Annotated in this window: 23 protein-coding genes and 1 riboswitch; of the genes, 22 read left to right on the forward strand and 1 reads right to left on the reverse strand. The window is 32.2% G+C overall.

Annotated elements, in window-relative coordinates:
• Nucleotides 1-169: 169 nt before the first annotated feature.
• The 3 genes from CIW83_RS00825 (at nucleotide 170) to CIW83_RS00835 (ending at nucleotide 4,135) form a co-directional block, all read left to right on the forward strand.
• Nucleotides 170-529, forward strand: a complete 360-nt coding sequence (locus CIW83_RS00825; RefSeq protein WP_094898782.1) for a BlaI/MecI/CopY family transcriptional regulator — start codon at nucleotides 170-172, stop codon at nucleotides 527-529.
• Entirely contained in the window at nucleotides 526-2,469 is a 1,944-nt protein-coding gene (locus CIW83_RS00830) for a DUF5301 domain-containing protein (RefSeq protein ID WP_094898783.1), read from the forward strand. Before CIW83_RS00825 ends, CIW83_RS00830 begins: the two co-directional genes overlap by 4 nt.
• Nucleotides 2,470-2,884: 415 nt before the next feature.
• Nucleotides 2,885-4,135, forward strand: a complete 1,251-nt coding sequence (locus CIW83_RS00835) for a nucleotide sugar dehydrogenase (protein ID WP_094898784.1) — start codon at nucleotides 2,885-2,887, stop codon at nucleotides 4,133-4,135.
• A 216-nt stretch (nucleotides 4,136-4,351) separates the two neighbouring features.
• Here CIW83_RS00835 and CIW83_RS00840 read toward each other — a convergent pair whose 3' ends face one another.
• On the reverse strand, nucleotides 4,352-4,672 hold the full coding sequence (locus CIW83_RS00840) for a CGGC domain-containing protein (RefSeq protein WP_094898785.1): 321 nt from the start codon (nucleotides 4,670-4,672) through the stop codon (nucleotides 4,352-4,354).
• 174 nt (nucleotides 4,673-4,846) lie between these two features.
• Nucleotides 4,847-5,032: riboswitch (cobalamin riboswitch) on the forward strand.
• A 211-nt stretch (nucleotides 5,033-5,243) separates the two neighbouring features.
• Here CIW83_RS00840 and CIW83_RS00845 point away from each other — a divergent pair.
• From CIW83_RS00845 to CIW83_RS00930, 19 genes are all read left to right on the forward strand, one after another.
• On the forward strand, nucleotides 5,244-6,299 hold the full coding sequence (locus tag CIW83_RS00845) for an ABC transporter substrate-binding protein (RefSeq protein WP_094898786.1): 1,056 nt from the start codon (nucleotides 5,244-5,246) through the stop codon (nucleotides 6,297-6,299).
• Nucleotides 6,289-7,287 (forward strand): iron ABC transporter permease, encoded by a 999-nt coding sequence (locus CIW83_RS00850; protein WP_094898787.1) that lies wholly within the window; start codon nucleotides 6,289-6,291, stop codon nucleotides 7,285-7,287. Before CIW83_RS00845 ends, CIW83_RS00850 begins: the two co-directional genes overlap by 11 nt.
• Before the next feature lie 4 nt (nucleotides 7,288-7,291).
• Nucleotides 7,292-8,083 (forward strand): ABC transporter ATP-binding protein, encoded by a 792-nt coding sequence (locus tag CIW83_RS00855; RefSeq protein WP_094898788.1) that lies wholly within the window; start codon nucleotides 7,292-7,294, stop codon nucleotides 8,081-8,083.
• Between the two features lie 22 nt (nucleotides 8,084-8,105).
• On the forward strand, nucleotides 8,106-11,819 hold the full coding sequence (gene bchH / locus CIW83_RS00860) for a magnesium chelatase subunit H (protein WP_094898789.1): 3,714 nt from the start codon (nucleotides 8,106-8,108) through the stop codon (nucleotides 11,817-11,819).
• 14 nt (nucleotides 11,820-11,833) lie between these two features.
• On the forward strand, nucleotides 11,834-12,868 hold the full coding sequence (locus tag CIW83_RS00865; protein ID WP_094898790.1) for an ATP-binding protein: 1,035 nt from the start codon (nucleotides 11,834-11,836) through the stop codon (nucleotides 12,866-12,868).
• A complete protein-coding gene (locus CIW83_RS00870) occupies nucleotides 12,828-14,750 on the forward strand; it encodes a magnesium chelatase subunit D family protein (RefSeq protein WP_201259613.1) in 1,923 nt (640 codons plus the stop codon). The genes CIW83_RS00865 and CIW83_RS00870 overlap by 41 nt, the downstream gene beginning before the upstream one ends.
• A gap of 146 nt (nucleotides 14,751-14,896) precedes the next feature.
• Nucleotides 14,897-15,457 carry a hypothetical protein gene (locus tag CIW83_RS00875; RefSeq protein WP_094898791.1) on the forward strand — a complete coding sequence of 187 codons (561 nt, stop codon included), beginning with the start codon at nucleotides 14,897-14,899 and terminating at the stop codon, nucleotides 15,455-15,457.
• A 197-nt stretch (nucleotides 15,458-15,654) separates the two neighbouring features.
• Entirely contained in the window at nucleotides 15,655-15,999 is a 345-nt protein-coding gene (locus tag CIW83_RS00880; protein ID WP_094898792.1) for a DUF1622 domain-containing protein, read from the forward strand.
• 54 nt (nucleotides 16,000-16,053) lie between these two features.
• Nucleotides 16,054-16,962: a nucleoside hydrolase gene (locus CIW83_RS00885; RefSeq protein ID WP_094898793.1), complete on the forward strand. Its 909-nt coding sequence runs from the start codon at nucleotides 16,054-16,056 to the stop codon at nucleotides 16,960-16,962.
• 87 nt (nucleotides 16,963-17,049) lie between these two features.
• Nucleotides 17,050-17,586, forward strand: a complete 537-nt coding sequence (locus CIW83_RS22540) for a hypothetical protein (protein WP_201259614.1) — start codon at nucleotides 17,050-17,052, stop codon at nucleotides 17,584-17,586.
• A gap of 8 nt (nucleotides 17,587-17,594) precedes the next feature.
• Nucleotides 17,595-18,824 carry a thiamine pyrophosphate-dependent enzyme gene (locus CIW83_RS00890; protein WP_201259615.1) on the forward strand — a complete coding sequence of 410 codons (1,230 nt, stop codon included), beginning with the start codon at nucleotides 17,595-17,597 and terminating at the stop codon, nucleotides 18,822-18,824.
• Nucleotides 18,825-19,394: an indolepyruvate oxidoreductase subunit beta gene (locus CIW83_RS00895; RefSeq protein ID WP_094898794.1), complete on the forward strand. Its 570-nt coding sequence runs from the start codon at nucleotides 18,825-18,827 to the stop codon at nucleotides 19,392-19,394.
• A 250-nt stretch (nucleotides 19,395-19,644) separates the two neighbouring features.
• Nucleotides 19,645-19,962, forward strand: a complete 318-nt coding sequence (locus CIW83_RS00900) for a hypothetical protein (protein ID WP_094898795.1) — start codon at nucleotides 19,645-19,647, stop codon at nucleotides 19,960-19,962.
• A gap of 10 nt (nucleotides 19,963-19,972) precedes the next feature.
• The gene (locus CIW83_RS00905) at nucleotides 19,973-21,028 is read left to right on the forward strand and encodes a V-type ATPase subunit (RefSeq protein WP_094898796.1); all 1,056 of its coding nucleotides are present in this window, start codon (nucleotides 19,973-19,975) and stop codon (nucleotides 21,026-21,028) included.
• Nucleotides 21,028-22,965: a V-type ATP synthase subunit I gene (locus tag CIW83_RS00910; RefSeq protein ID WP_094898797.1), complete on the forward strand. Its 1,938-nt coding sequence runs from the start codon at nucleotides 21,028-21,030 to the stop codon at nucleotides 22,963-22,965. Before CIW83_RS00905 ends, CIW83_RS00910 begins: the two co-directional genes overlap by 1 nt.
• 15 nt (nucleotides 22,966-22,980) lie before the next feature.
• The gene (locus CIW83_RS00915) at nucleotides 22,981-23,403 is read left to right on the forward strand and encodes an ATP synthase subunit C (protein WP_094898798.1); all 423 of its coding nucleotides are present in this window, start codon (nucleotides 22,981-22,983) and stop codon (nucleotides 23,401-23,403) included.
• Nucleotide 23,404: 1 nt separating this feature from the next.
• The gene (locus CIW83_RS00920; RefSeq protein WP_094898799.1) at nucleotides 23,405-23,710 is read left to right on the forward strand and encodes a V-type ATP synthase subunit F; all 306 of its coding nucleotides are present in this window, start codon (nucleotides 23,405-23,407) and stop codon (nucleotides 23,708-23,710) included.
• 11 nt (nucleotides 23,711-23,721) lie between these two features.
• Nucleotides 23,722-24,351, forward strand: coding sequence for a V-type ATP synthase subunit E (locus CIW83_RS00925; protein WP_094898800.1), 630 nt, complete (start codon nucleotides 23,722-23,724; stop codon nucleotides 24,349-24,351).
• Entirely contained in the window at nucleotides 24,344-26,116 is a 1,773-nt protein-coding gene (locus CIW83_RS00930) for a V-type ATP synthase subunit A (protein WP_094898801.1), read from the forward strand. Before CIW83_RS00925 ends, CIW83_RS00930 begins: the two co-directional genes overlap by 8 nt.
• Nucleotides 26,117-26,121: the final 5 nt, after the last annotated feature.

A 26,121-nucleotide genomic window follows, 5' to 3' on the forward strand; every position in this document is an offset into this window, starting at 1 on the left:
ATATTTTTATATAAATTATAAACTAAGTCTAATGTATTATTACTTCTATTATTAGGATAATATTAAAATACATAAACAACAGTAAAAAATTATTCTTGACAGAATAGGTTTGTCGGGATAAACTATAGGCATAAAGGTTTGTTACATCAAACCAAAGGGGGGAATAAAAATGGAAAAATTTAAACTTTTTGATGCAGAATATAAATTTATGGATATCATCTGGGAGCTCGAACCAATAAACTCCACTGAGCTTTCAAAAATATGCTTTTCCAGATTAGGGTGGAAGAAGCCAACCACATATAATATGATACGAAAGCTATCAGAGAGAGGGATATTGCAAAATGAAAATGCTATTGTTATATCATTAATTGGACGAGAACAGGTGCAAAAATATGAGACTGAGGCTCTTTTAGAAAAATCTTTTGATGGTTCACTCCCAGCTTTTATTGCAACATTTTTGAAGGATAGAAAATTATCAGAAGAAGAAGCGCAGAAAATCAGGAAAATGATAGAGGAGGCAACAAAATGATAGATCGTTTTATTGCTATAATAAATATGAGTCTAACTGCAAGTTATGTTGCCTTAGGAGTTATGATAGTACGATTATTGCTAAAAAAGGTGCCGAAGATATTTTCATATATACTTTGGGGTATAGTATTATTTAGATTGATCTGTCCTTTCTCCTTTGAAAGTAGTTTAAGTCTAATGTATTCTAGTGATATTTCAAAGGAGGTAATTTATACTCAAGTCCCTAACGTAAGCAATAATGTTGAGACAACTGACAATATGATAAATGCTGTAAATGAAAAACCAATTAAAGTTCCTGACTCTGGAACAAGTGTTAATCCTATGGAATTAGCTTTAAGGATAGGCTCTAGGCTATGGATTTTAGGTATTATAATTTTACTTTCCTACGGACTGTTTTCTTATTTTAAATTAAAACATAGACTAGCTACTGCTATATTGATCCAAGATAATATTTATGAAACAGATTTAATTAGTACGCCTTTTGTACTTGGATTTATTCAACCCCAAATTTATATACCTGTTGGGTTAGATATGAATGATTTTGATTATATACTTAAACATGAGCAGATGCATATTAAAAGACGAGATTACCTTATTAAACCTATTGCATTTATAGCACTGGCAATACACTGGTTTAACCCCATAATTTGGATATCTTTTGTTTTAATGGTGAAGGATATGGAGATGTCCTGTGATGAAAGTGTAATGAAACAATCAAGGGAAGATATCAGAGGAAGTTATTCTAATTCTTTACTTTCCATATCAATAAAACAAAATGGCTTGATTTCCCCTATTAGCTTTGGTGGAGGAAATACTAAGGGACGAATAAAGAATGTATTAAACTATAAGCGCCCTAGGTTTTGGATTGTGTTTATCGGTATATTTGTTGTCATTACAACGGGAATTGTATTGCTGTCTAATCCTAAAACCCTATCCCCTAAAAAAACAGATTTCTCCGTTTATGAAATATATAAAAACAGAACTGAATATGTAGGGGACAATGTAAAGGTAGTTAATATAGTAGATAGACTTCCTATATCACAGGTGTTAACTAGGTCAAAGGTAGAGCTTTTTACTAAGGAAGAACCCTATGTAATAGAGATAACTTATGATACTTCAAGGACCGTAAGGGAGTATTTCTCTGGAGCAGCTAATCAGAATGTTTTTGATCAAAATGCTATTTTAATATTTGCATTAGTTGGTAATGTTGAATATGTAAACTTTGTTTTAGATGATGGGGAAAATGATGAATTAATTCAGCGAACTAGAGATTGGGCAAATAATAATATGAACAAGGATATATGGAAGGATTCTTCTAATATGGAGCAATTTGATTTATTATCTCAGAAAATTATGGATAATTTAGCAAAAGATAATATTGCTTATGAGCTGGATATTTTGGCTTTAATCAACAATGGAAGGAGAACAAAAAGGCTAAGTGTAAATGATGCCCCATATGTAGAAGATTATAAAAGGATAGAGGTAATAGGAGAGATTTATTATATATATGAGGATGGAAATAAATATTATGTAGAGAAGCCCTATGCATTTATCAATGAATTGACAGGAGAGGACTATAACGATATAAATAATACAAATGAATGGATATCCGGCAAAATAGAAGAGTCAGATAATAAGATTTCTCAGGAAATAGTAGATATAGTAGAGGAAAACTTAAGTATTATAATGTCATCACCTAAAGATGCATCTAATCCATGGATTTATATTGACATGCATCAGAATGAATACGAAGAAATTATAAAAAATGGTGGGGAAGAAGCTCTTCAATATATGATTTCTCAGTTTGAAGCAGGTAATATAGATGGTTTAAGAGGACAAATTATGATGATTCTATGCAAAGAATTACTAGGAGATAGAAACAATGTAATAGATGAAGCTTTATCTCCAGAGGAATGGTTTTCCCAGCTTAATATAAAATAAAATACTATTTTTATCGATTATATTTATGATGAAAGGATTCTACTTGGCAAATTAAATATTGACTAATCCTATAGAAGTAGAGAGATAGAGAGATTAAGAACCTGATTCATGAGGAAAATAAAAAGCTTGACTAGTCTTAATATGATAAGAATAATTTCACATAGAAAGGTTGTCCTCCTACATGAGTGCATAATGACAATATTGTCGAATGTTGCAAAACGATGTCGAAAAATATATTATTGACGAGTCAAATAGACTAAATATACAATGATAGTAAAGTTATATTTAAATAAAAGATTTAAACCATAGATGCTACGGAGATTTATAGTAGTATCTATGGAAAGATCAGAATGGATTTATCGATTTATTTACAGACTTTGTTCTTGTGATAATTCCATCGAAAGGAGATAAAAAAATGATTTCAGTAATAGGATTAGGATATGTTGGACTTCCCACAGCAGTTTTGTTAGCCAATGCAGGAAACAAGGTAAGAGGTATTGATATCAATGAACAATACTTATCAAAAATTGCTAATTGTGAAATAGAGACGGAAGATATTGAATTAAATAATATGTTAAGTAAGGTTCTGAATAATGAAAATCTGACATTGGAGAATAAAATAAGTGAGTCGGATGTATTCATTATAGCAGTACCTACTTTAGTAGTGGACAATGAAATTTGTTTAGATCATATAAAAGCAGTTTGCACAGAGTTGGTAAAGGTATTAAAAAAAGGAGATTTGGTAATTGTTGAATCTACAATTGCACCAGGAACAACAGAAACTGCTATTAAAGCTATGTTAGAAAGTAACGGCCTAAGTGGTATTGATGACTTTTATCTTGCACATATGCCAGAAAGAGTAAAGCCTGGAAACACATTAAATGAATTGGTTTATAATGATAGAGTAGTAGGAGGAGTTACTCCGAAGGCTGCGGAGCTTGCGAAAAAAGTATATGAATCCTTTGTCAAAAGTGAAATAAAAGAAACTGATGCTCTAACAGCAGAAATGGTCAAGGTAGTGGAAAATACTTTTCGAGATATTAATATAGCATTTGCCAATGAGGTCCTAACAATTTGTGAAGAAGCCAAAGCTGATCCATGGAAAGTCATTGAGTTGGCAAATATGCATCCAAGGGTTAATATTCATAGGCCAGGACCTGGTGTTGGAGGATATTGTATTCCAGTTGTTCCATGGTTTTTAGCACAATTGGCTCCCAATGAAGCTAAAATTATTAAGGAATCTAGAGCAAGAAATGATTATATGCCAGTTAAAGTAGCCAATGATATAAAAAAGATAATGGATAAGAATAATCTAAGTAAGGTTTTATTATTAGGGACAACCTATGCTGGTAATGTGAAGGAAACAAGATTCAGTCCTACGTTGGATATTATAAAAGAATTGGAATCATTAAATATCAATTATTCAGCTTATGATCCTATTTCAAGAGATAAATTAGAAAATCAAGAAAATGATTTTACGAAAGCAATATTAGGTGCTGAATTAGTAGTTTTCTTAGTAGGACATGATATGTTTAAAGAAATCACCGCTGAAGAATTAAAAGAATATGGAGTATTGGAAATCTTTGATTGTACAGGTCAGATATACTTACAGCATTTGGATCAGAAAGAAATAAAGGTTCATGTATTGGGAAAATTGGATATATAAATATAATGAAGTAGTGAAATTAATAGGATAAATAAAAATATTAAGGGAAATTAGTTTTAGTATAATGAGTATAAGACACAAGAGAGCAATTATGCTCCACCTGTGTCTTATATATTTTCTCAAGCCTTAAAAGTCAATTCATTAAACAACTCTATATCCTTATTTGGCAATCCCATAAATATTACCTTAATCAGATTATGTACATTTTATTTTACCTTAATGAGTACCTTCTACTACCTCTATATCCATAGATTCAAAGATTTCTTTAATTTCATCTTTTCTATCAGCCTTGCATTTAACAGCACAAGCCCCTAGATGTACTCTATCTACTCCAGAATCTTTCAGTCTCTCTGCAATAGTAATTATATTTTCTTTAGAATCCATAGAACATATATTGCATGAGAATAGAGATATAAGTTCAGTTTCTATATCCTTGTATTGAGAAAAATGTTTTTCCTTGTTATTGTATGTTCGAAAACATCCCATAGTAGAACACTTACCATTTATTTTTTCACATATTCCAATTGCGATTTTCATGTTTACTCTCCTAACTGTTTTATCTAATAATTTGTTCCTGTCATATTACTATAAAGATTATATAATGTCAATGAAGAAAAAAGTAATAGGGGATATTTATTAGCAAAATAATAACAAATACATTTGCTGATACTTGTTTAATAATTATTTATATAGTATAATTGGTGATGAAAATTGAATATGGAATAAATAGGTTTATAGAATTAGAATTCTATAAGTAATAGGGAAGCAAAGTGAAAATCTTGCACGGTCCCGCCGCTGTAAAAGAAGAGTCTTTTCTAAATGTCACTGGGAAACTGGGAAGACAGAAAAGATGATGAGGCTTAAGTCAGAATACCTTCCTATTTATTAGCAAAAGTAACTCTACGGTGGATGGAGAAAGCTAGTATATTATGTTAAATTGTTTTATTTCGCTATCCTTCTGATTATTTTCAGGAGGTTTTTTGATAGAACTTACTTTAAGATTTATCATATACAGGATTTTTATTTAACAGGCTTAGAAACTTCAACAATCGTAGGGAACTATGAGGGTTGAAGTTTTTTATTTATGAAAAAGGAAAGGATGAAAAGTATGAAGGGTTATAAAAAGGTATTGTGGATAATGACTTTAGCTATAATGATATCCAGTGTTTCAGGCTGCACTAACACTACTGGTGCGGGAGGATTAAGCAATACGAAAAATGTGGAGAAGACAGAGGATAGTCAGTTATCAATAACTGTAGAAGGAGATATGTATCCTTTAAAAGTAAAAGACTTTCTTAAAAAAGAAACTATTTTAGAAAACAAACCAGAAAAGGTAGCTGTTTTATCTGGTACTCCTTTAAATATCTGGTATGATTTGGGCAGAAAATCTGTATGTACATCTGATGTATCAGATAATGTAAAGCTTATACCTGAATACGAAGAAGAAATACGAAGCCTTCCAACAATAGGACCAGTATATTCTATAGATATGGAATCTGTAATACCTCATAAACCAGATTTGATTATAGCCCAAGTTGGAACTCAGTCAACACAAGCAAAGAAATTGAGAGAAATGGGTTTCAATGTAATTACTACTCATATAAGAGGATATGATGATGTGGTATCAACTTATAAAGCTTTTGGAAAAATACTTGAAAAGGAAGAGTTAGCTGAAACAAAGATAAAAGAGCTGGAAAGACAGAAAAAGGAAATCGTATCTAAATTACCAGAGGAGAATAAATCTGTAGTCATATTATACATAACATCTAAAACCCTTGCTGTTAAGCTTGATAACAGTATAGCTGGGGATATAGCTAAAATACTGAGACTTAAAAATATTGCTTCTGATTTACCACCTGATACCATAGGATCAGAAACTACTCCATTAGATATAGAGTATATAGTGGACAAGAATCCAGATTATATTTTGGTTACAAGTATGATTTCCAGCAATGAGGGGGCTGTAAAAGCTATAGAAGAAGAATTTGCAACAAATCCAGTATGGAATGGAGTAAAAGCTATTCAAGAGGGTCGTGTTGTTCATCTTCCACAAGAATATTTTTTATATAATGCAGGACCTTATTATCATGAAGCTATAGAATATATGGCTAGAAGTATATATCCAGAAGTATATGGAGAGGTGAATAAACAGGATGAAAAATGATATTTCCCTTAAAGACAATACAGGTTATAAAGTAGCTATTATTGCTATTCTAGTAATACTTTTTTTTGTAGCTTTTATATTGGGAAATACTAAAGGGACTCTTGAGGTAGGGGCAAGGCGTATATTTGAGGTTATTATGACGGACGATGGAAGTTCAGAAAGAATGGTAATTTGGAATATCAGATTACCAAGGATGATACTAGCAGCTTTAGTTGGTGCAAATCTTGCTCTGTCAGGTGCTATTTTGCAAGGAGTAATGAAAAATACCTTAGCCGATCCAAGTATCATTGGTATAAGCAGTGGTGCAGGGCTCTTTGGAATTGCTGTATTAGTTATTTTACCCCAGCATATAGGACTAGTACCAATTGCTGCTTTTATAGGGGCCATGACTGCGGCATTTATAATATATATTTTATCTTGGAAAGGTGGAATACAGACAACAAGGATAATATTAGCAGGAGTAGCTGTATCTGCTTTGTTTGGAGCTGGTATTTCGGGTATATTGGTTTTTTATAGTGATCGTGTCCATGGGGCTCTTACTTTCATGAATGGCAGCCTTTCTTCAAGAAGCTGGCCAGAGGTACAGACAATCTTACCTTATACCATAATAGGAGTCATTTTAGTAAATATATTTGCAGAAAAACTTAATATTTTAATATTAGGCGATGATGTTGCAAGGGGTCTTGGGTTAAATGTAGAAGCTACAAGATTTGGATTTACAGCTTTAGCAGCTTTTCTGGCTGCAAGTGCAGTAAGTGTTGTAGGGCTTTTAGGTTTTGTAGGTCTTATAGTACCTCACAGCATAAGGCTAATAATGGGAAACGATTATAACTATATGTTTCCTGCAACAACTTTATTGGGTTCTGTGCTTTTAATGTTTAGTGATACCTTTGCAAGAACCTTTCTAAGTCCTACAGAGATACCAGTAGGTATTGTGATGGCAGTATTAGGAGCACCATTCTTTTTATTCTTGCTGAGAAGGGAGTAAATAGATGAAAGAAGATATTATATTAACGATTGAGGATTTAAGCATAAGCTATAAAAATAAAGATGTTTTAAAAGGAATAGATTTAAGGATAGAAAAAGGAAAGGTCTATTCTATTATTGGACCGAATGGATGTGGGAAAACTACCTTAATGCGTACTATGAGCAGAAGTATAAGACCAAGACAAGGAAAGGTTCTCTTGCATGGGAACAATATATTCGAGATGAAAAATAAGAATGTAGCTAAGAAGATGGCTATATTGAATCAAAATAATAATACCATAAGCGATATAACAGTAAGAAAATTAGTTCAATATGGTCGGTATGCCCATAAAGATTGGTGGAAAGGCATAGATGATGAAGATGATAAGATAGTTGAATGGGCTATGGAAAAAACAGGAGTAACAGATATTCAAAATAGAAAAATAGATACCCTTTCAGGTGGAGAAAAACAAAGAGCTTGGATAGCAATGTCCATTGCACAAAAGCCAGAAATCTTACTACTAGATGAACCTACAACTTATCTTGATATATGTCATCAATTAGAAATAATGGATCTCGTATCTAGACTAAATAGAGAAGAAGGAATAACCATAGTTATGGTACTACATGATATAAATCATGCAGCTAGATATTCAGATGAACTTATTGTAATCAACAATCAAAAAATATACAGTCAAGGTGATCCTTGGACCATATTAGAATCTAGGGTACTTGAGGAAGTTTTCAAAGTCAGAGCTGAGATAACGATGGATATGGATACAAAAAAGCCAATATTTTATGCGAAGAAAGTTGTTTAGAATATATTAGGAGGTTGTTGAGGTGAAGATTACATTTATAACTGTGTCAACTCCGGGAATTAAAAACTTAATTGAGGCAGGAAAGGAGATAAACAAAAATCATCCTGAAATCCTTGATTTAAGTATCTATTATGGAAAAGAAGAATTAGATGATAAAAAAGCAAAACAAATGATAGAAGATATTAAAAATAGTCATTTAGTATTTGTAGACTTAATGGGAAGCCCTTCATCTGTAGTTAAAAATGTATATATTGGACTCCAAGAATGTAATGGAAATATAATCCCTTATGGAAGCTCAGCAAGGGAATATATGCGTCTTGGCAGTTTCACCATGGATAGTATGAAGAGTCAGAATAAAAAGATGGATATGGCTGCAATTGAAAAGATGAGAAATACAGCAGAAATGCTTGGGAAGATAATGCCGGGCAAGATGAGAGATATGAGAAATTATTCCAATATAATGAAATATTTTAAGGTGGCAGACAAATCCAATATTCTGAATATGCTTTATCTCATGATGAGGGATTATGGAAATATAAAAGAATTGCCGAAACCACTTGAACCAAGAGAAGTAGAAGAAGCTGGCATATGTAACCCAGAAAACATGAGATTTTATAAAAACTATGAAGATTATGAAAAAGATTTTCCCTTTGATGATAAGAAGCCTATAGTAGCTATGCTCTTTTATGGGCACACATATCCTACAGATACATCTTCTTGTATTGGACAAATTAAGAGTAGGATTGAAGAATTTGCAAATGTTTTGCCCGTTGCAGTTTCAGGGACATTTGCAAAAAATGAAGAAAAACTTAGGGAGATAATATTAAAATCTACTAAAAGGTCTGTTGATCTTATGTTAAATTTCATGTCATTTAGATTTGGAGCAGGACCAATGGGAGGAAATTCACAGGCAGGTATAGATCTATTGAAGGAAGTGGATGCTCCATACTTTCATCCTTATTTTATGTCAAGGAGAACTGTGAAGGAATGGGAAGATTCTATACAGGGCTGTAGTACATCAGAGGTACTGATTTCTGTTATGCTGCCTGAATTAGATGGATGCATTGAAACATATCCTGTTGGAGCTATGGCAGAGCCAAAATATGATATGGAATTTGATATTATGACTGATGAACTTGTAATCATAGATGAAAGAGTAGATAAGCTGATTTCAAGAATTAAATCCTATATTCTTCTTAGAAAGAAGGAGAACAAGGATAAAAAAATAGCTATCATATGTTATAACTATCCTCCGGGAGAAAGCAATCTATTTGGAGGAGCATTTTTAGATACTTTTACTTCCGTTGAAAATATATTAAAAAATCTCAGAGCCAGTGGATATAACTTAAATCCTCTTAGAAAAGAAGAACTTATGGATATATTTACTGCCGGAGGTGTAGTAAACTCAGGAAAATATAGTGATGATTGGGAAAACGTAATAAAGTATAAGGACAAAGAATATAAGGAAGAGTTAAAGGAAAATCCTGATTATGAAGAAATAATAAAAGAATGGGGACCAGTACCGGGAACTATAATGAGCAGTGATAATAATGAATTCTTGATTCCGGGAATAGTTGAAGGAAATATATTTTTAGGATTACAGCCAACTCGAGGTATACATGAAGAGATTGAAAGGGCGTATCATGATAAAACCTTGCCACCTCATCATCAATACTTAGCATTCTATAAATGGATCAAGGATGAATTTAAAGCAGATGCAATTATCCATGTGGGAACTCATGGAACCCTAGAATTTTTAAAGGGCAAGGAATGCGGTATGAGTGGCAATTGTTACCCCGATAGACTTCTAGCAGATATTCCCCATATGTACTTATACTACTCAGGCAATCCATCTGAATCAACTATTGCTAAAAGGAGGTCCCATGCAAATTTAATAGGATACCAGCCCCCTGTATTCATTCAAGGAGAGCTTTATGGAGATTATTCAAAGTTAATGTCAATGATAGATAATTATCGTCAATCTTTGTTATTGGCTCCTCAAACCAGTAAAGATATATTATCAGATATATTGGAGTTAGGAGAAAAACTCAATATGCCGAAGAATATTGATGAGATGGAATCTGAATTATATAGGATGAAAAAAAGTCTAATACCAAAGGGACTTCATGTATTTGGTCAAGGATATAACCAAGAAGAAGTAAGAGAATATGCAAAGGGACTGTTAAGATACAATAGAAATGGGATTTTTAGTATAAGAGAATTAATTGCAAAGACTAAAGGATATGACTTAGATTTTCTTTTAGATAATGATCAATATGAGGTTATAAAAGAACTTGATGAAGAAGCAGATAAGATTATTGACTATTATTTTGAGAATGGAGAACTAAAGAACTGTGAGTATGTAGATAAAGTGAATAAAGATGAACTTGTAAAGTCTTTAGAATATGGACAAAGAATCATTAAATCATCTCAAGAGAACCATGAGATAGAAGGGTTGTTACGAGTATTAGAGGGAAGATATAATCCTGTAAAATTGGCAGGAGATATCTATAGACATCCAGAAATATTGCCTGCAGGATATAATTTGTATCAATTTGATCCAAGACTTATTCCTACTAAGACTGCTTATATGAGGGGAGAAAAAATCTGCTTGAACACCCTTGAGGCTTATAAAAGAGAAGAAGATTCTTATCCTCTATCTACTGCTGTGGTTCTATGGGGGTTGGAGACCTCGAGAACTCAAGGAGAGACATTTTCTCAGATTTTATCTTACTTAGGTGTTAATATTGCAGAAAATGGAAGTGAATGGGAACCAAAATACGATATTATCCCAGTTAAAGAATTAGGAAGGCCTAGAATAGATGTAACAATAAATATATGTGGATTTTTCAGAGATATGTTTCCAAACCTAATAACAAGTCTTAATGAAATCTTTGAAAGACTTTGGAATCTAGATGAGGATGATGAAGATAATTATTTTAAGAGAAATTCAAAAAGATTATATAAAAGACTTATTGATGAAGGATACGACGAAAAAGAGGCAGAGCAATTAGCTATCTCTAGGATATTTGGACCTAAAGAGGGCAGCTATGGTACAGGAATAACCGGAATAATTGAAACTAAAAATTGGGAAGAGGAAGAACAACTAGGGAAGGTATATATAGATAATCTCCAGCATGTATATAATGGGAAAGTCCGTGGAGAAAAAGTGGAGGGACTCTATGAGGAAAATTTAAAAACTGTAGAAATTATATCTCAGATAAGAAGTAATCACGAGTATGAAATTACAGATTTAGACCATTATTATGAGTACTTCGGCGGATTATCCAAGTCTGTGGAGATGGTAAAAGGTAAAAAAGCAAAAATGTATATAACAGATACAACTGGAGATAGGATTCTTAGTGAAAGTATAGAAAAGTCCATATCAAGAGGTATAAGAACAAGAGTATTGAATCCTAAATGGATTGATGGAATGTTAGAGCATAAATATCACGGAGTTCAAAAAATTGCAGATAGATTTGAAAATATCATGGGTCTTGCAGCCACCACAAATAGTGTAGAAGAATGGATATATGATGATGTGTATAACTCCTATGTAGAGAATGAAGAACTTAGACAAAGACTTGTTGAAAATAATCCTTATGCGTACATGGATATATTGGAGCAGATGACTGAGTATTATAACAGAGGCTATTGGGATGCTGATAAAGAAAAGATAGATAAGATTAAAGAGTTATATTTGGAACTTGAAGGCAATATAGAAGAAAACTTATAAGGAGGTGTGAAAATATGGAAAGTCATAGATTAATATATCCTTTTACCGCCATAGTAGGTCAGGAAGATATGAAAAAAGCATTAATATTAAATATCATAAACCCTCGACTAAATGGGGTTCTAATAAGAGGAGAAAAGGGTACAGCAAAATCTACTGCAGTAAGAGCCTTGGTAGATATTCTTCCTATTAGAGAGCAAATAGCAGACTGTATTTTTTCCTGTGACCCCAGAAATAATAGCAATTGGTGTGAAACATGTAAAGATACTTTCAAGAAAGAAAACGGAAAAATAAAAAACCAAAGGATGCGTGTAATTAACTTACCTGTTGGTGCAACTGAGGATAGGGTAGTTGGAACATTAGATATAGAGCATGCAATAAAAGAAGGAGAAAAGAAGTTTGAATCTGGAATTTTAGCAGAGGCTAATAGGAATATTTTATATGTAGATGAAGTAAATCTTTTAGATGACCATGTGGTGGATGTACTTTTAGATGCTGCTGCTATGGGAGTTAATTCAATTGAGAGAGAAGGAATATCTTATACTCACCCATCAAGGTTTGTGTTAATAGGAACTATGAATCCAGAGGAAGGGGATTTGCGTCCGCAGTTAATAGATAGATTTGGGCTAGTTGTAGATGTACATGGGGAAAGAGACATGAACTCAAGGGTTGAAGTGATTAAGCGAAGACTTAGTTTTGAAAATAATCCTGAAAAGTTCGTAAAAGAATATGAAGAAGAGCAGAAAAAATTAGCAGAACAGATAGAAAATGCTAAAGAGCTATTGGATAAAGTAGTATATTCAGAGGAATGTTTAAGGCTAGCGGCAGAAATAGCCATAAAAATAAGTGTAGATGGACATAGAGCAGATATAACGCTTATAAAAACAGCCGTAACCCATGCTGCTTATAGAGGACAAATAAAGGTAGATAAAGAGGACCTTTTTGTAGCAGCAAAACTGTCCCTTCCACATAGAATGAGAAGACAACCCTTTGAAGAAGGGGTTATTGATTTTGAACAGATCAATAATCTTATCGAAAAAGCAATATTGTAAATATAGAAAGGTCTGTGATTTAACTATGTTTGATAATTGTTTCCCTTTTTCAGCTGTGCTGGGACAGGAAAGGATAAAAATGGCTTTAATACTAAATCTGATTAATCCCTATATAGGAGGAGTTCTTATAAGTGGTGAAAAGGGAACTGCTAAATCTACATTGGTAAGAGGACTCTCAGCTGTAGTTGATTATGTTGAGGTAGTGGGATTGCCGCTAAATGTTACTGAAGATAGACTTATAGGAAGTATTGATATAAAAAAAGCCATAAGAGACGGGGAAAAGAAATTTGAAGAAGGAATCTTATATAAGGCTCATAAACAAATTCTATATGTGGATGAAATAAATTTATTAAGTGAACATATTGTAAACATACTTTTAGAAGTATTATCTACTGGTACTAATATAGTAGAAAGGGAGGGTATATCCTATAGCCACCCATCAGATTTCATATTAGTAGGCTCTATGAATCCGGAAGAGGGTATTTTAAGACCTCAATTATTGGACAAGTTTGGTTTATATGTGGAAGCTAAAGGAGAGACAGATATAGATAACAGAATAGAAATCATTAAAAGGTTTCTTGATTATGAAAGAAATCCATTAGAATTTTATTTAAAATGGGAGAAAGAGAATAGAGCAGTACAAAGCTTAATAGATAGAGGAAGAACAATAATTAAAGATATTAAAGTAAAAGATGAAGACTACAACTTTGCTGTAGATTTATCTAGACAAGGAAATTGTTCAGGTAATAGAGCAGAGATAATATTAATTGAAACTGCTAAAGCTATTGCAGCATTTAATCAAAGATGCTATGTAACTCAAGAAGATATCAGGGATGCAGCATCTTATGTATTGCCGCATAGGGTAAGAGAGTCTATAACGGCTGAAGAAATGGAAGAATTTTCAGATGACAACATGATGGAAGAAAACAATGTTAAAAAAGAAGATTATGAGGAATATAGAGATAACTATGATTCAAACAAAGAGTCACTTGAAGAAATTATAAATACAGAGACTAAAGAAGAGACATTAAAAGAAAGCATAGAGGATATAATACCGATTGCTCAAGATATTTCCATAAATATGGAATTTGGCAAAAAAACCAGTAATAAAGGATCAGGAAAAAGAAGTAAGGTAAAGACAGATAGCCATAAGGGAAGATATGTAAGATACAGGCTTCCTAAAGGAAGGGTTAGTGATATAGCTTTTGATGCTACCTTTAGGATAGCTGCCTTTAATCAAAAAAATAGAAATAAAGGTGAACTAGCTGTATGCATAAAACCTCAAGATATAAGAGAGAAGGTTAGAGAAAAACATACGGGAGCTACGATTTTATTTGCAGTAGATGCAAGCGGTTCAATGGGTGCAAGAAGGCGAATGGGAGCTGTGAAAGGAGCAGTACTCTCATTATTAAAGGATGCTTATCAGAAGAGGGATAGTATTGGGATTATTACTTTCAGAAAAGATAGGGCTGAAATATTATTAAATATTACAAGAAGTGTAGACTTAGCTGAGAAATGTCTTAGGAAACTACCTACAGGAGGAAAAACCCCCTTAGCAGCAGGGCTTTATACATGCTATCAAATTCTTAAGGCAGATAAAATAAAAAATCCAGATCCCTTGCAATACCTTATTATAGTTTCTGATGGAAAGGCAAATGTTCCATTTAAAACAGAAAATCCTTTAGAAGATGCTTTTATCTTAGGGGAAAAGATAAGAAATGAGGGAATTAAAACCATGGTAATTGATACTGAAAAAAATTATATTGAATATGGATTTGCAAAAGAACTGGCTAAGAAGATGAATGGCGAATATATAAAAATCAGTCAATTATCAAAGAATGATGTTGAGACAAGTGTAAAAAGCTTGCTTAATATAAACTAAGACTCAGTTCAAGGGGAGTTTTAACTTCAACTGAACGCTAGGTCGTGTTATCTAGGGGCTATGCAATTCTCATTTTTCACTTATAAAAGTGAAAAATGAGAATTGTAAGCCATCAGATAAATTAATAACAAAAGGAGAGAAGTCATATGAAAAAGATAGTATCATTATTATTAGTACTTATGTTAACAATGGGAATGGTTGTAGGATGTACAGGGAAAGATAAAAAGGGAGAAGAGAACTTACCAGCAAATAATATTCAAGGTGAGAATAATAATCAAGAAAAATCAAAGTTTGAAGAAAAAGATGGTATTTTAGTATATACAGATGTGGAGAATGGACCTTTTGAGGAATCAGGATTAAAAATATCAATTAAAAAAGGCGATGATGGATATGTTGAATTTATAAAAACAGATTTAGAAGGAAATGAAACAGTAGATTATTATAAATTTGACTGTTCAACTAATACTGTGGAGAAATATTATTATGTTTCTGCAATGGGAACAGCATTTTATTATTATTATGATTTAGAAAAAAATGAATTGGATAAAGTAGAAGATGGGGATCATAATGATAATACTGAGAAAATGAAAAGTTCTGGTAGATGGGATAGTGCTGCTGAAAAAACAAAAGAAGAAGTAAGTATTCTCGAAGATTATTTTAAGGAACAATATAGTATGACAATAAAAGAAGCAGTTCTAGGGAAATAAACATATATAGATAAATGACAAATACCTTTAGTTTGTGTTAGATTTCAGACTAAAGGTATTTTCAGTATAAAATTTAGCATAAATTATATACTAACACAATTCATTGTTTTATGTTAAAATATAATGTGCAGGAAAGTAAAAATCTTGCCAACAGAACCGTCCCCCTGGCAATATTTTACAAAAGAGGAGAGAGTTAAGTGATAATTGAGCATTTTTTGGAAAAGATAATTCCTTATATTACTGGTTCCTTAGAGTCCATTGGGGTGTTCATCATCACAATAGCAGCATTAAGAGGAATTTTTCAATTTATTAAAAATGGATTTGATTTTAGAGATGATGATGTAGCTATTGATTTTGCCAAGGCGATGGCACTTAGTTTAGAGTTTAAGCTAGCAGCGGAAATTATAAAGACAGTAGTAATAAGAACAATAGATGAATTCATTATACTTGCGGCGGTAGCAATACTTAGAGTAGTACTGACATTTGTATTACATTGGGAGTTAAAGAGTGGAGCAAAGACTATAGAACATGCAGAGAAATAAAATTATAAAATTTTATATTATCTAGAGAGAAACATTAACAGCTGGGGGGATATTATGATTAGACCAATTATTATAGATTGCGATCCAGGATTAGATGACTCAATAGCATTGATAGCTGCTCATAAGGTACAGGATATAGAAGTAGTTGGAATAACAACTGTAGCTGGAAATGCTAGTTTAGAAAATACTAGCAAAAATGCATTAAATTTATTACATACAATAGGATGGGAGTTACCAGTTATAATTGGATCAGAACATCCTTTAATTAGAGAGCGGAATTTATCAAATAAAAAAACTGGTATAGGAGAGGTAGTATTACAAGAATCTAATAGAGAATTTTACAAAATAGATGTAACGGATTTTATATATGAAGAAGCTAAAAAGCATGACGGTAACCTAGAGATTCTTGCTTTAGCTCCCATGACCAATATTGCAAAAACACTAATAAGATATCCAGATATAAAACCATTGATTAAGTCTATCACTTTTATGGGTGGAACAACTAGGGCAGGTAATATTACACCATCAGCCGAATTTAATATGTATATAGATCCTCATGCGGTAGATATAGTGTTTAAATCTGGAATACCACTTACTATGGTAGGATTAGATGTAACTAAAAAAGCGTATTTGCAATTAGAAGATATAGATTACTTTAAATCATTTAACAATCCTCATGGTCAATTAATTGCTGAACTTCTTATGGCTATACATAATAGAGAATGTCTATGTGGAGAAAAGGCTATTGAAATCCATGATGCAGTAGCTCTTGCAGTCATGGTTCTGCCGGAACTAGCGAAGAAGAAAAAATTCGGTGTATCAATAGAAATAAACAATAAACAAAGCTTAGGCATGTTGTTATTGGATTATAGGAATATTTCTGATGAAGAAAAGAATATAGATATATCAATAGATATAGATGTTGATAAGTTTAAAAATTGGTTAAAAGGGCTGAATTGTTAAAAATTGACCCTAAAATCAAAAAACTTAATACAATTAATGATATATTTGATATAATATTATTGTACTATATTTGATAGGAGGGATTCCATGAAAAAGCTTTTAACAGGTAATGAAGCTATTGCAAGAGGAGCTTATGAAGCAGGATGTTTAGTGGCAGCAGCGTATCCAGGTACACCAAGCACTGAAATTCTTGAAAACATCTCACAATACGAAGAAATATATTCAGAATGGTCCACCAATGAAAAGGTTGCTTTAGAGGTTGGAGCAGGGGCATCCATAGCAGGAGCTAGATCTTTAGTTGCAATGAAACATGTAGGGTTAAATGTGGCAGCAGACCCGTTATTTACCATTGCATACGAAGGAGTAAATGGAGGACTTATAGTAATCACTGCTGATGAGCCAGGTATGCATAGTTCACAGAACGAACAAGACAATAGACTATTTGCACCTCATGCAAAGGTAGCTATGGTAGAACCATCAGATAGTCAAGAATGTAAAGATTTTATAAAACATGCTTTTGAAATATCCGAAACTTATGATACTCCAGTATTATTTAAAGTAACTACTAGGGTTTGTCATAGTAAGGGTGTAGTAGAATTAGGAGAAAGAGTCCCAGTAGGATAAAGGAGTATGTGAAGGACCCTAAGAAATACATAATGGTACCAGCAAATTCCAAGGCAAAACATATAGAAATGGAAGCAGATAGAATTCCAAGGCTTAGGGAATACTCAAACAATAGTCCATTAAATAAAATCGAATGGAACGATAGAAAAATAGGTATTATAACATCCGGTGCATCATATCTTCATGCGAAAGAAGTATTTGGAGATACGGTTTCTTACTTAAAGGTAGGATTTAGTTGGCCACTACCAGATAAATTATTTAAAGAGTTTAGTGATGGTGTGGACAAACTATATGTAATAGAAGAAAATGAACCTTACATGGAACAATTTATTAAGGCCATGGGAATAGAATGTATTGGAAAAGAAATATTCTCAGTATGTGGAGAAATAAACCCACAAATTATAAGGGAAGTAATGTTAGGTGAAAAAGTAGAAGTTGAACATAAATTAGATTTGGAAGTATCCTCAAGACCACCAGCACTATGTGCAGGATGTCCACATAGAGGTATATTCTATGCATTATCTAAACATAAAAATAAGGTAGTGGTTACATCTGATATAGGCTGCTATACCTTAGGAGCTATGCCACCGCTGGGCATGGGAGATACAGTAATATGTATGGGTGCTGGAATCACTGCAGGTATTGGTTTTGATAAGGTTAACCAAATGGCAGATAGAGGAAAGAAAGTATTTGGTTTTGTAGGAGATTCCACATTCTTCCATTCTGGAATGACAGGGTTAGTTAATGCAGTATATAATAAGAGTAATATGGTTGTAGTAATTCTTGATAATAGAATCACTGCCATGACAGGACATCAGGAAAACCCAGGTACAGGAAAGAATATATCTGGTGTAGAATCACCAATGATCGATATAGAAGGCTTAGTAAAAGCAATAGGAGTAAAGGAAGAAAATATAAGAGTTATAGATCCATATAATATGGATGCAAATACAAATGCAGTAAAGGATGCATTGGAAGCTACAGAACCATTTGTAATCATTACAAAGCAACCTTGCGCACTTATTAAAGATGTACAAAAAAGAAGAGCAAATTTATATTGTCAAGTAAATCAGGAAAAATGTAGAAAATGTAAGACTTGTCTAAGAATAGGCTGTCCAGCTATATCTATGAAGGATAATGTAGTTAGTATGGATACTGCAATGTGTAATGGCTGTACAGTATGTCTACAAGTATGTCCATTTAAAGCTATAGAATCTTTTGGGAAAGAGGTGATTTAATTGACAAAATCTTTACTTTTAGTAGGTGTAGGAGGGCAAGGTACTATTTTAGTATCTAAAATATTATCAGAAGGACTCTTAGAAGAAGGCTATGATGTAAAAATGTCAGAAATCCATGGTATGGCTCAAAGAGGTGGTAGTGTTACCACTCAAATTAGATTTGGAGATAAGGTATACTCACCAACTATAAATCTAGGAGAAGCAGATGTACTAGTATCCTTCGAAAAACTAGAAGCAGCAAGATACGTACCTCAATTAAAGAAAGATGGAACATTAATAGTTAACGAAGAAGAAATGTGGCCATTACCAGTATTAGCGGGATTTGAAAAATATCCTGAAGGGATAATGGAAGAATTAAAATCTAAAATAAATAATGTAATATCTATAAATGCAAGAAGTATAGCTGAGGAACTTGGTGAGCCAAGATCCCAAAATATTGTAATGTTAGGTCTTATAGTTAAAGCATTAGGCTTAGAAAATATAGATTGGAAGAGTAAGATCAAGAAGTTTCTTCCAGAAAGAGTACATGAAGTAAACATTAAAGCATTTGAAAGAGGAATAAATTCATAAAAATAGTGGATACACCCATATGGGTGTATCCACTATTTTTATGGAACAAAATTTATTAAATATTTGTAACAAATATTAAAATGTGAGAAAAACCAAGAATAAGATAGAAAATCAAAGATAAATAAAGAGAAGTTTATTATTGATAGTCAATATATTATTTATTTTCACTCCTATAGGTCATAGGAGGCATTATTTGAGTTTACATAAGATATAGGAGGAGTATAATAGTTTAGTCAAGGAGTGATTAGTTATGGATGAAATTATCAACAAGATAATAAACATTGATAAGGAAACTGTAAGGATGAAGCTAAAGACTGAAGAGATCATAGGGGATAAGGAAAAGGAATTAAAAGAAACTCTTCAGGAATTAGAAAAAAAATATATGGAAGAAGGTAGATTAGAAGGGGAAAAAACTTACAATGAGATCATAAGAAATGGAGAATCAGAAATCGAAAGGTTGAAATCTCAGGATGTTGAAACCTTAGAAAGAATAGATAAGGTATATAAAGGAAGTAAGGATAAATTAATAGAGGGCCTATGGAATAGTTTATTTAGAGGCAAAGAATAGAGGTAGAATCATGAGCAATGAAAGAAGATTTGCAGCTATAAACACTAAAATAAGAGTTTTACGATCAAAATCATTAGATAGAAAAGATTATATAAATCTGATGGAAAAGAAAAACGTAAAAGAACAAATTGCCTATCTGAAAGAGAATACTATCTATAAGGAAGAATTAAGTAAAATAGAGGAATTAGATAATATTCAGCAGGTGGAAATAGAGCTAGAACGTCACCTAATAAACCAATTTGAAAAAATAATAAGATATTTTACTGACGACTATAGAAAACTATTCAGAGCTTTAATGCTAAGGTATGAGATTGAGGACCTAAAACTATATCTAAGAGCATTAGAGAGAAAAGAGGACCTTAATAAAATAGAAGGCTTAAGCTTACTAAAGGAAAAATATTATAGTTTTAATCTAAAAAAATTGAAATCTTCTCATAGTATAGAAGAGTTTATCGAAAACTTGAAGGGAACTATTTACTATGATGCTTTAAACACTTACAAAGAAGAAGAACATGCAAAGATTATATTTTATATGGAGATGAATTTAGATAGACTATACTTTAATTCTTTAAAATCTGAATCTAAGAATCTAAAGAAGGAAGATAGAATAATATTCGAAAAAATCCTTGGAATAAACGAAGATTTATTAAATATTGAATGGATTTATAGAGGTATTAAATTCTATAACTTACTTCCAGAGGAGTTAATAAACTTTACATTACCCCATGGATATGAATTTAATTATAAGAAATTAAAAAAGATGTGCTACTCAACAGAGGAAGAATTAAAAGAAATAGTTTTACAGACAGAGTATGATTTCTTATTTGATACTGAAAAAGATGTAGATTTATACATGGAAAGAAGAATTCAAAGATATTTGTATTATAGATTTTTAAATGCCTTTAAAAAAGCAAAATTAGATATAACTTTATCCATTGCTTATATTCATCTTTTAGAGTATGAAATAAGAGATATTATTTCTATGTTGGAAGCTAAAAAATATGGATTAACTTTACAAGAAACAAAAAATTATTTAGTAAGGAAAGTCGAAGGAAGTGATGAGTAATGTCTGTTGAAAAGATGACCATGATGAATGTCATCGGAAATATCTCAGATGTAGATAATGTGTTAAAAGATATAATTCTATCAGGTAAAGTAGATTTAGTATCTGCATTATCACAAATAGAAGATAATAGTTTCGTTTTTAATGTAAAGGATGAAAATCTAGAGAAAGTTATAGATTTAAACTATATTACATCCTTTTCAAAGGATAAAAACTATGAAGAACTTCTTAAAAAAGGGGAAGAATTAGAATCAATTTTAAATATGAAATCTAATTATATGGAATCTAATCTAAAGGTGGATATAGATATACTCAAGGCATCTGATGAATTGAGCCGTATATATGAAGAAGTAAAGATGCCTAGTGAAGAGTTAAAGAAAGCTCAAGAAGAACTAGGAGAAATTGAAGATTTTTACAAAAGCTTTTCTAATATTAGGGATATCAATATTCCCATAGAGAATTTAAGAAGTCTATCACATTTTGATTTTAGATTTGGAATTCTATCTAAAGAAGATAGAATAAAGCTTAAGAAAAATTATGAGAATATCTTAGCGATTATCCTTCATACTGGAACTGGAAAGGAAGGAGAAGTTTATTTAACTATATATCCTTCAAACATAAGAGAAGAAATGAATAGAATTCTAAGATCCTTGAATTTTAAAGAAATCCAAGTTCCAGAGGAATACAAGGGAACACCAATAGAGATGGTTAAGTACCTAAAGGCTAAGAAAGAAAGATTACAAAAAGATATAGACTCTTTGGAAAGAAAATTATCTAATTTAAAAGAAATTCATCAAGATGCAATTATATCAGCAGTGAATCAATTAAAAACAAAGGAAAAAATAGAGGATATTAAAGAAGAATTAGCTAGATCTAATAAGTTCTTCTATCTTTCGGGATGGGTGTCTAAGAAGGATAAAGAAAAGCTTGGAGAAATCCTAAAAGGATATAAGGATATGCTAGTGATGTTTAAGGATGAAACAGACCTTACACCTCCTACTAAACTTAGAAATATCTGGCTTTTTAAACCCTTTGAATCTTTAGTTAAGATGTATGGAATGCCGTCTTATAACGAACTAGACCCTACTCCATTTTTGTCTCTTTCCTATATGTTTTTATTTGGAGCTATGTTTGGAGATTTGGGGCAAGGCCTTATATTACTTTTAGGAGGAGTACTTCTAGGTCGTAAAAACAAAATGTTTGGTGGATTATTAGGGCGTCTAGGACTTAGTTCCATGGTATTCGGAACTTTATACGGGGCAGTATTTGGCATAGAAACTATTTTGCCAGCACTTTTAATTAAGCCCTTTGAAAATATTAATACTGTTTTAGTATCAGCTATATTTATAGGTATAGCACTTATACTTATATCCTATATCTATGGAATGATAAATAGTGTCAAAAGAAAAGACATGGAAGATGGTTTATTTGGAAAAGAAGGCTTAGCAGGATTTTTATTTTATCTGTGTTTGCTTATTTTAATAGGTGGAAATCTTTTAAAGAAACCTATACTCTCCATGGAGGTAGGTGTAGTAATTATTATACTATGTATAGCTGTCATGGTATTTAAACAACCATTGACTCACTTAATAAAGGGTAAACGTCCTCTTCATGGTGAAGATATTACTGGATACTATATAGAATCTGTATTTTCTATTATAGAGACTTTACTCAGTATGCTAAGTGGTACAGTATCTTTCATTAGGGTAGGAGCCTTTGCTTTAACTCACGTTGGCTTATTTATAGCCTTTGAGACCATAGGTCATATGATAGGAACTACGGCAGGTAATATCATAGTACTGATTATAGGTAACATTGTAATCATAGGTATGGAGGGACTTATAGTATTTATTCAAGGTCTAAGACTTCAATACTATGAGCTATTCAGCAGATATTACAAGGGTGAAGGCAGGGAATTTAAACCTGTAAATATTAAATAATTAGGAGGAATTGAAATGCAATTTATATTAGTATCAACAACTTTAATGGTTTTATTAACTATAGGAACTGGAATTTTTATGATTTACAAGAATGTAGAAGGTAATAGAAAAACTCTTAAAAAGATTTTAAGAACAAATCTATATGTGTTTTTACCAATACTTGTTGCAGCTATAATTACTTTAGTACCAGGAGCAATCAATGCTGAAACTACTGGTTCAGCAGCACCATCAGGACTTGGATTTCTTGCAGCAGCATTATCAACAGGTTTAGCAACTGTAGGTGCTGGATATGCAGTTGCCGTAGTAGGTTCTTCAGCTCTTGGAGCTGTTTCTGAAGACTCAAGCATATTAGGTAAGACTTTAATATTCGTAGGTCTTGCAGAAGGTATTGCTATCTATGGTCTTATAGTATCTATCCTAATCCTAGGAAGGTTATAATATGAAATCCTTTTTAATCAGCCATAATAAGGATACAATTATAGGCCTAAGGTTGGCAGGAATAGAAGGGATTTTAGCAGAGACAAAGGAAGAAGTTGAATTCTATTTTTCTAAGGCCGTTGAAGATCCTAATATTGGGATTATCATCATAACAGAAAAAATATTTGAAGAGATGAAGGAAAAGGTATTAGAGCTTAAGAGAAGTGGAAATTCCCAACTTATAGCTACTATTCCAGATAGAACTGGCCTAAGGGATAAAAACTTTATAATGAGATATATAAAAGAATCCATAGGTATAAAAATTTAGGTGGTGATTCGATGATTACTCTTGATGATAAACTAGATATTTTCCATAAGGTAGTATTTAAAGAAGAAGAGGAAAAATGTAAAAAAGCATTAGAAGAATTAGAAGAGAAAAACAGATTCATATTAGAAGAGAAAAAAATAGAGCTTGCAAAGAGAAAAGAAGAAATAATAAATAGAAGAAGAATCTTGGCAGAAACTCAAAAAAATGAGATGCTTTCTAAGGCTACTCAAGAAAACAGAGGAAAAATTCTTGAAAAAAGGGAAGAAGTTTTAAGGGATTTGATTTCTTCTTTAGAAGATAGAGCCAGAGAATTTGTATTATCTCATGATTATAATGATTATGTTCTTAGCAAAATTGAAGATTTAATTAGAGAAATAGATGAAAAAGAGATAATAATTGGATTGAAGGAAAAAGATAAAGTAAATCTAGAAGATTCTATTCTCAATTTAGGTAAAGAGAATAATAAAGACATATCCTTTAATATTGTTGTGTCAGATATAATTGGAGGATTTATATTGTCAGATAAAGATATGAGTTATAATCTAGACAATAGCTTTAAGACTATTATTGAAGAAAATAGATATCTAATAGGTAAGAGATTATATTCATCTCTAGAAAAGACAGGTGGTTTAAATGGATAATTTAACAGGAAAAATAGCTATGATAAATGGTCCAGTAATACTTGGAGAGAGCATGACTGGATTTAAGATGAGAGAGATGGTATTAGTAGGAGAAAAGAAGCTAATCGGTGAAATCATATCCATAGATGGTGATAGTGGTACAGTGCAAGTATATGAAGAAACAGAGGGTCTAAAAAGAGGAGAAGTAATAGTATCAACTGGTAAGCCGCTTTCTCTAAAGCTAGGACCAGGTATGCTTGGTAATATGTTTGATGGTATTCAAAGACCACTTAAGAAAATAAGAGATGACTTTGGCAGCTTTATCCCAGAAGGTATAGGACTTATATCAATAGATGAAGAAAAACTTTGGGAAGTAAACTTAAATGTAAATCTTGGGGACTATCTGAGAGAAGGAGAAATATTTGGGACTGTACAAGAAACTTCTTTGATTACTCACAAGCTTTTAGTTCCTGTAGGATTAGAGGGTAAAGTCCTAAAGGTAGTCAAAAACGGAAGATACAATATTGAAGAAAGGTTGGTTGAAATAGAAGATAATGGAGGAAATAGACATTTCCTTAAAATGTATCAAGAATGGCCCGTTAGAATTTCGAGACCTGCTAAAGAGAGATTGCCTATAGATAAGCTATTGGTTACAGGACAAAGAGTATTAGATATATTTTTTCCTATAGCTAAGGGCGGAACAGCAGCAATACCTGGTGGCTTTGGTACGGGAAAGACTATGACTCAGCACCAATTAGCAAAATGGTCAGATGCAGATATTATTGTTTATATTGGCTGTGGTGAAAGAGGAAACGAAATGACAGAGGTACTAGAGGATTTTCCAGAACTTATAGATCCTAAGACAGGCAAACCTATAATGGAAAGAACTGTTCTTATAGCTAATACATCTAATATGCCTGTAGCTGCAAGGGAAGCCAGCATATATACAGGAATTACCATGGCAGAGTATTTTAGAGATATGGGATACCATGTGGCTATAATGGCAGACTCTACTTCTCGTTGGGCAGAAGCCCTGAGAGAGATATCAGGAAGGTTGGAAGAAATGCCTGCTGAGGAAGGATATCCAGCATATCTACCCTCAAGACTTGCTCAATTCTACGAAAGGGCAGGATATGTAAGCACTCTATCTGGAAAAGAAGGTTCTGTAACTATAATAGGAGCGGTTTCTCCGGCAGGAGGAGATTTCTCTGAGCCAGTTACAGAAAATACTAAGAGATTTGTCAATGTATTCTTAGGATTAGATAGAGAATTAGCTTATTCAAGACATTATCCAGCTATTAATTGGTTAAATAGTTATAGTGGATATATGGAAATGTTAAAGACCTACTATGAAATGGAACTAAATGAAGAAGTAGGAGAGCTTCGTGGAAAGATGCTAAGACTTTTATTTGAGGAAAGCAGACTTCTTGAAATAGTTCTTTTAGTTGGAGAAGATGTTCTACCAGATGACCAAAGATTGATTCTAGAGATTGCTAGGGTAATTAAAATAGGATTTTTACAACAAAATGCTTTCCATAAAGAAGATACTTATGTACCTTTAAGAAAGCAGCTAGAAATGTTAAAGACTATTGATTTATTATATGAAAGAGGTCTACAAGCCATAAAGAAAGATATCCCTATTTCTCAGGTTAGAAATGGAGAACTTTATGGTGAAATTATAAAGATGAAATATTCTATACCCAACGAAGATATAGATAAAATAGAAGAGCTTAAAAATATGATAAACGATTTTTATAATAAATTAGAATTAGACTATTCTAAATAGTAGGT

Source organism: Tissierella sp. P1 (assembly GCF_002266425.1).
GTDB classification, from domain to species: Bacteria; Bacillota; Clostridia; order Tissierellales; family Tissierellaceae; genus Tissierella; species Tissierella carlieri.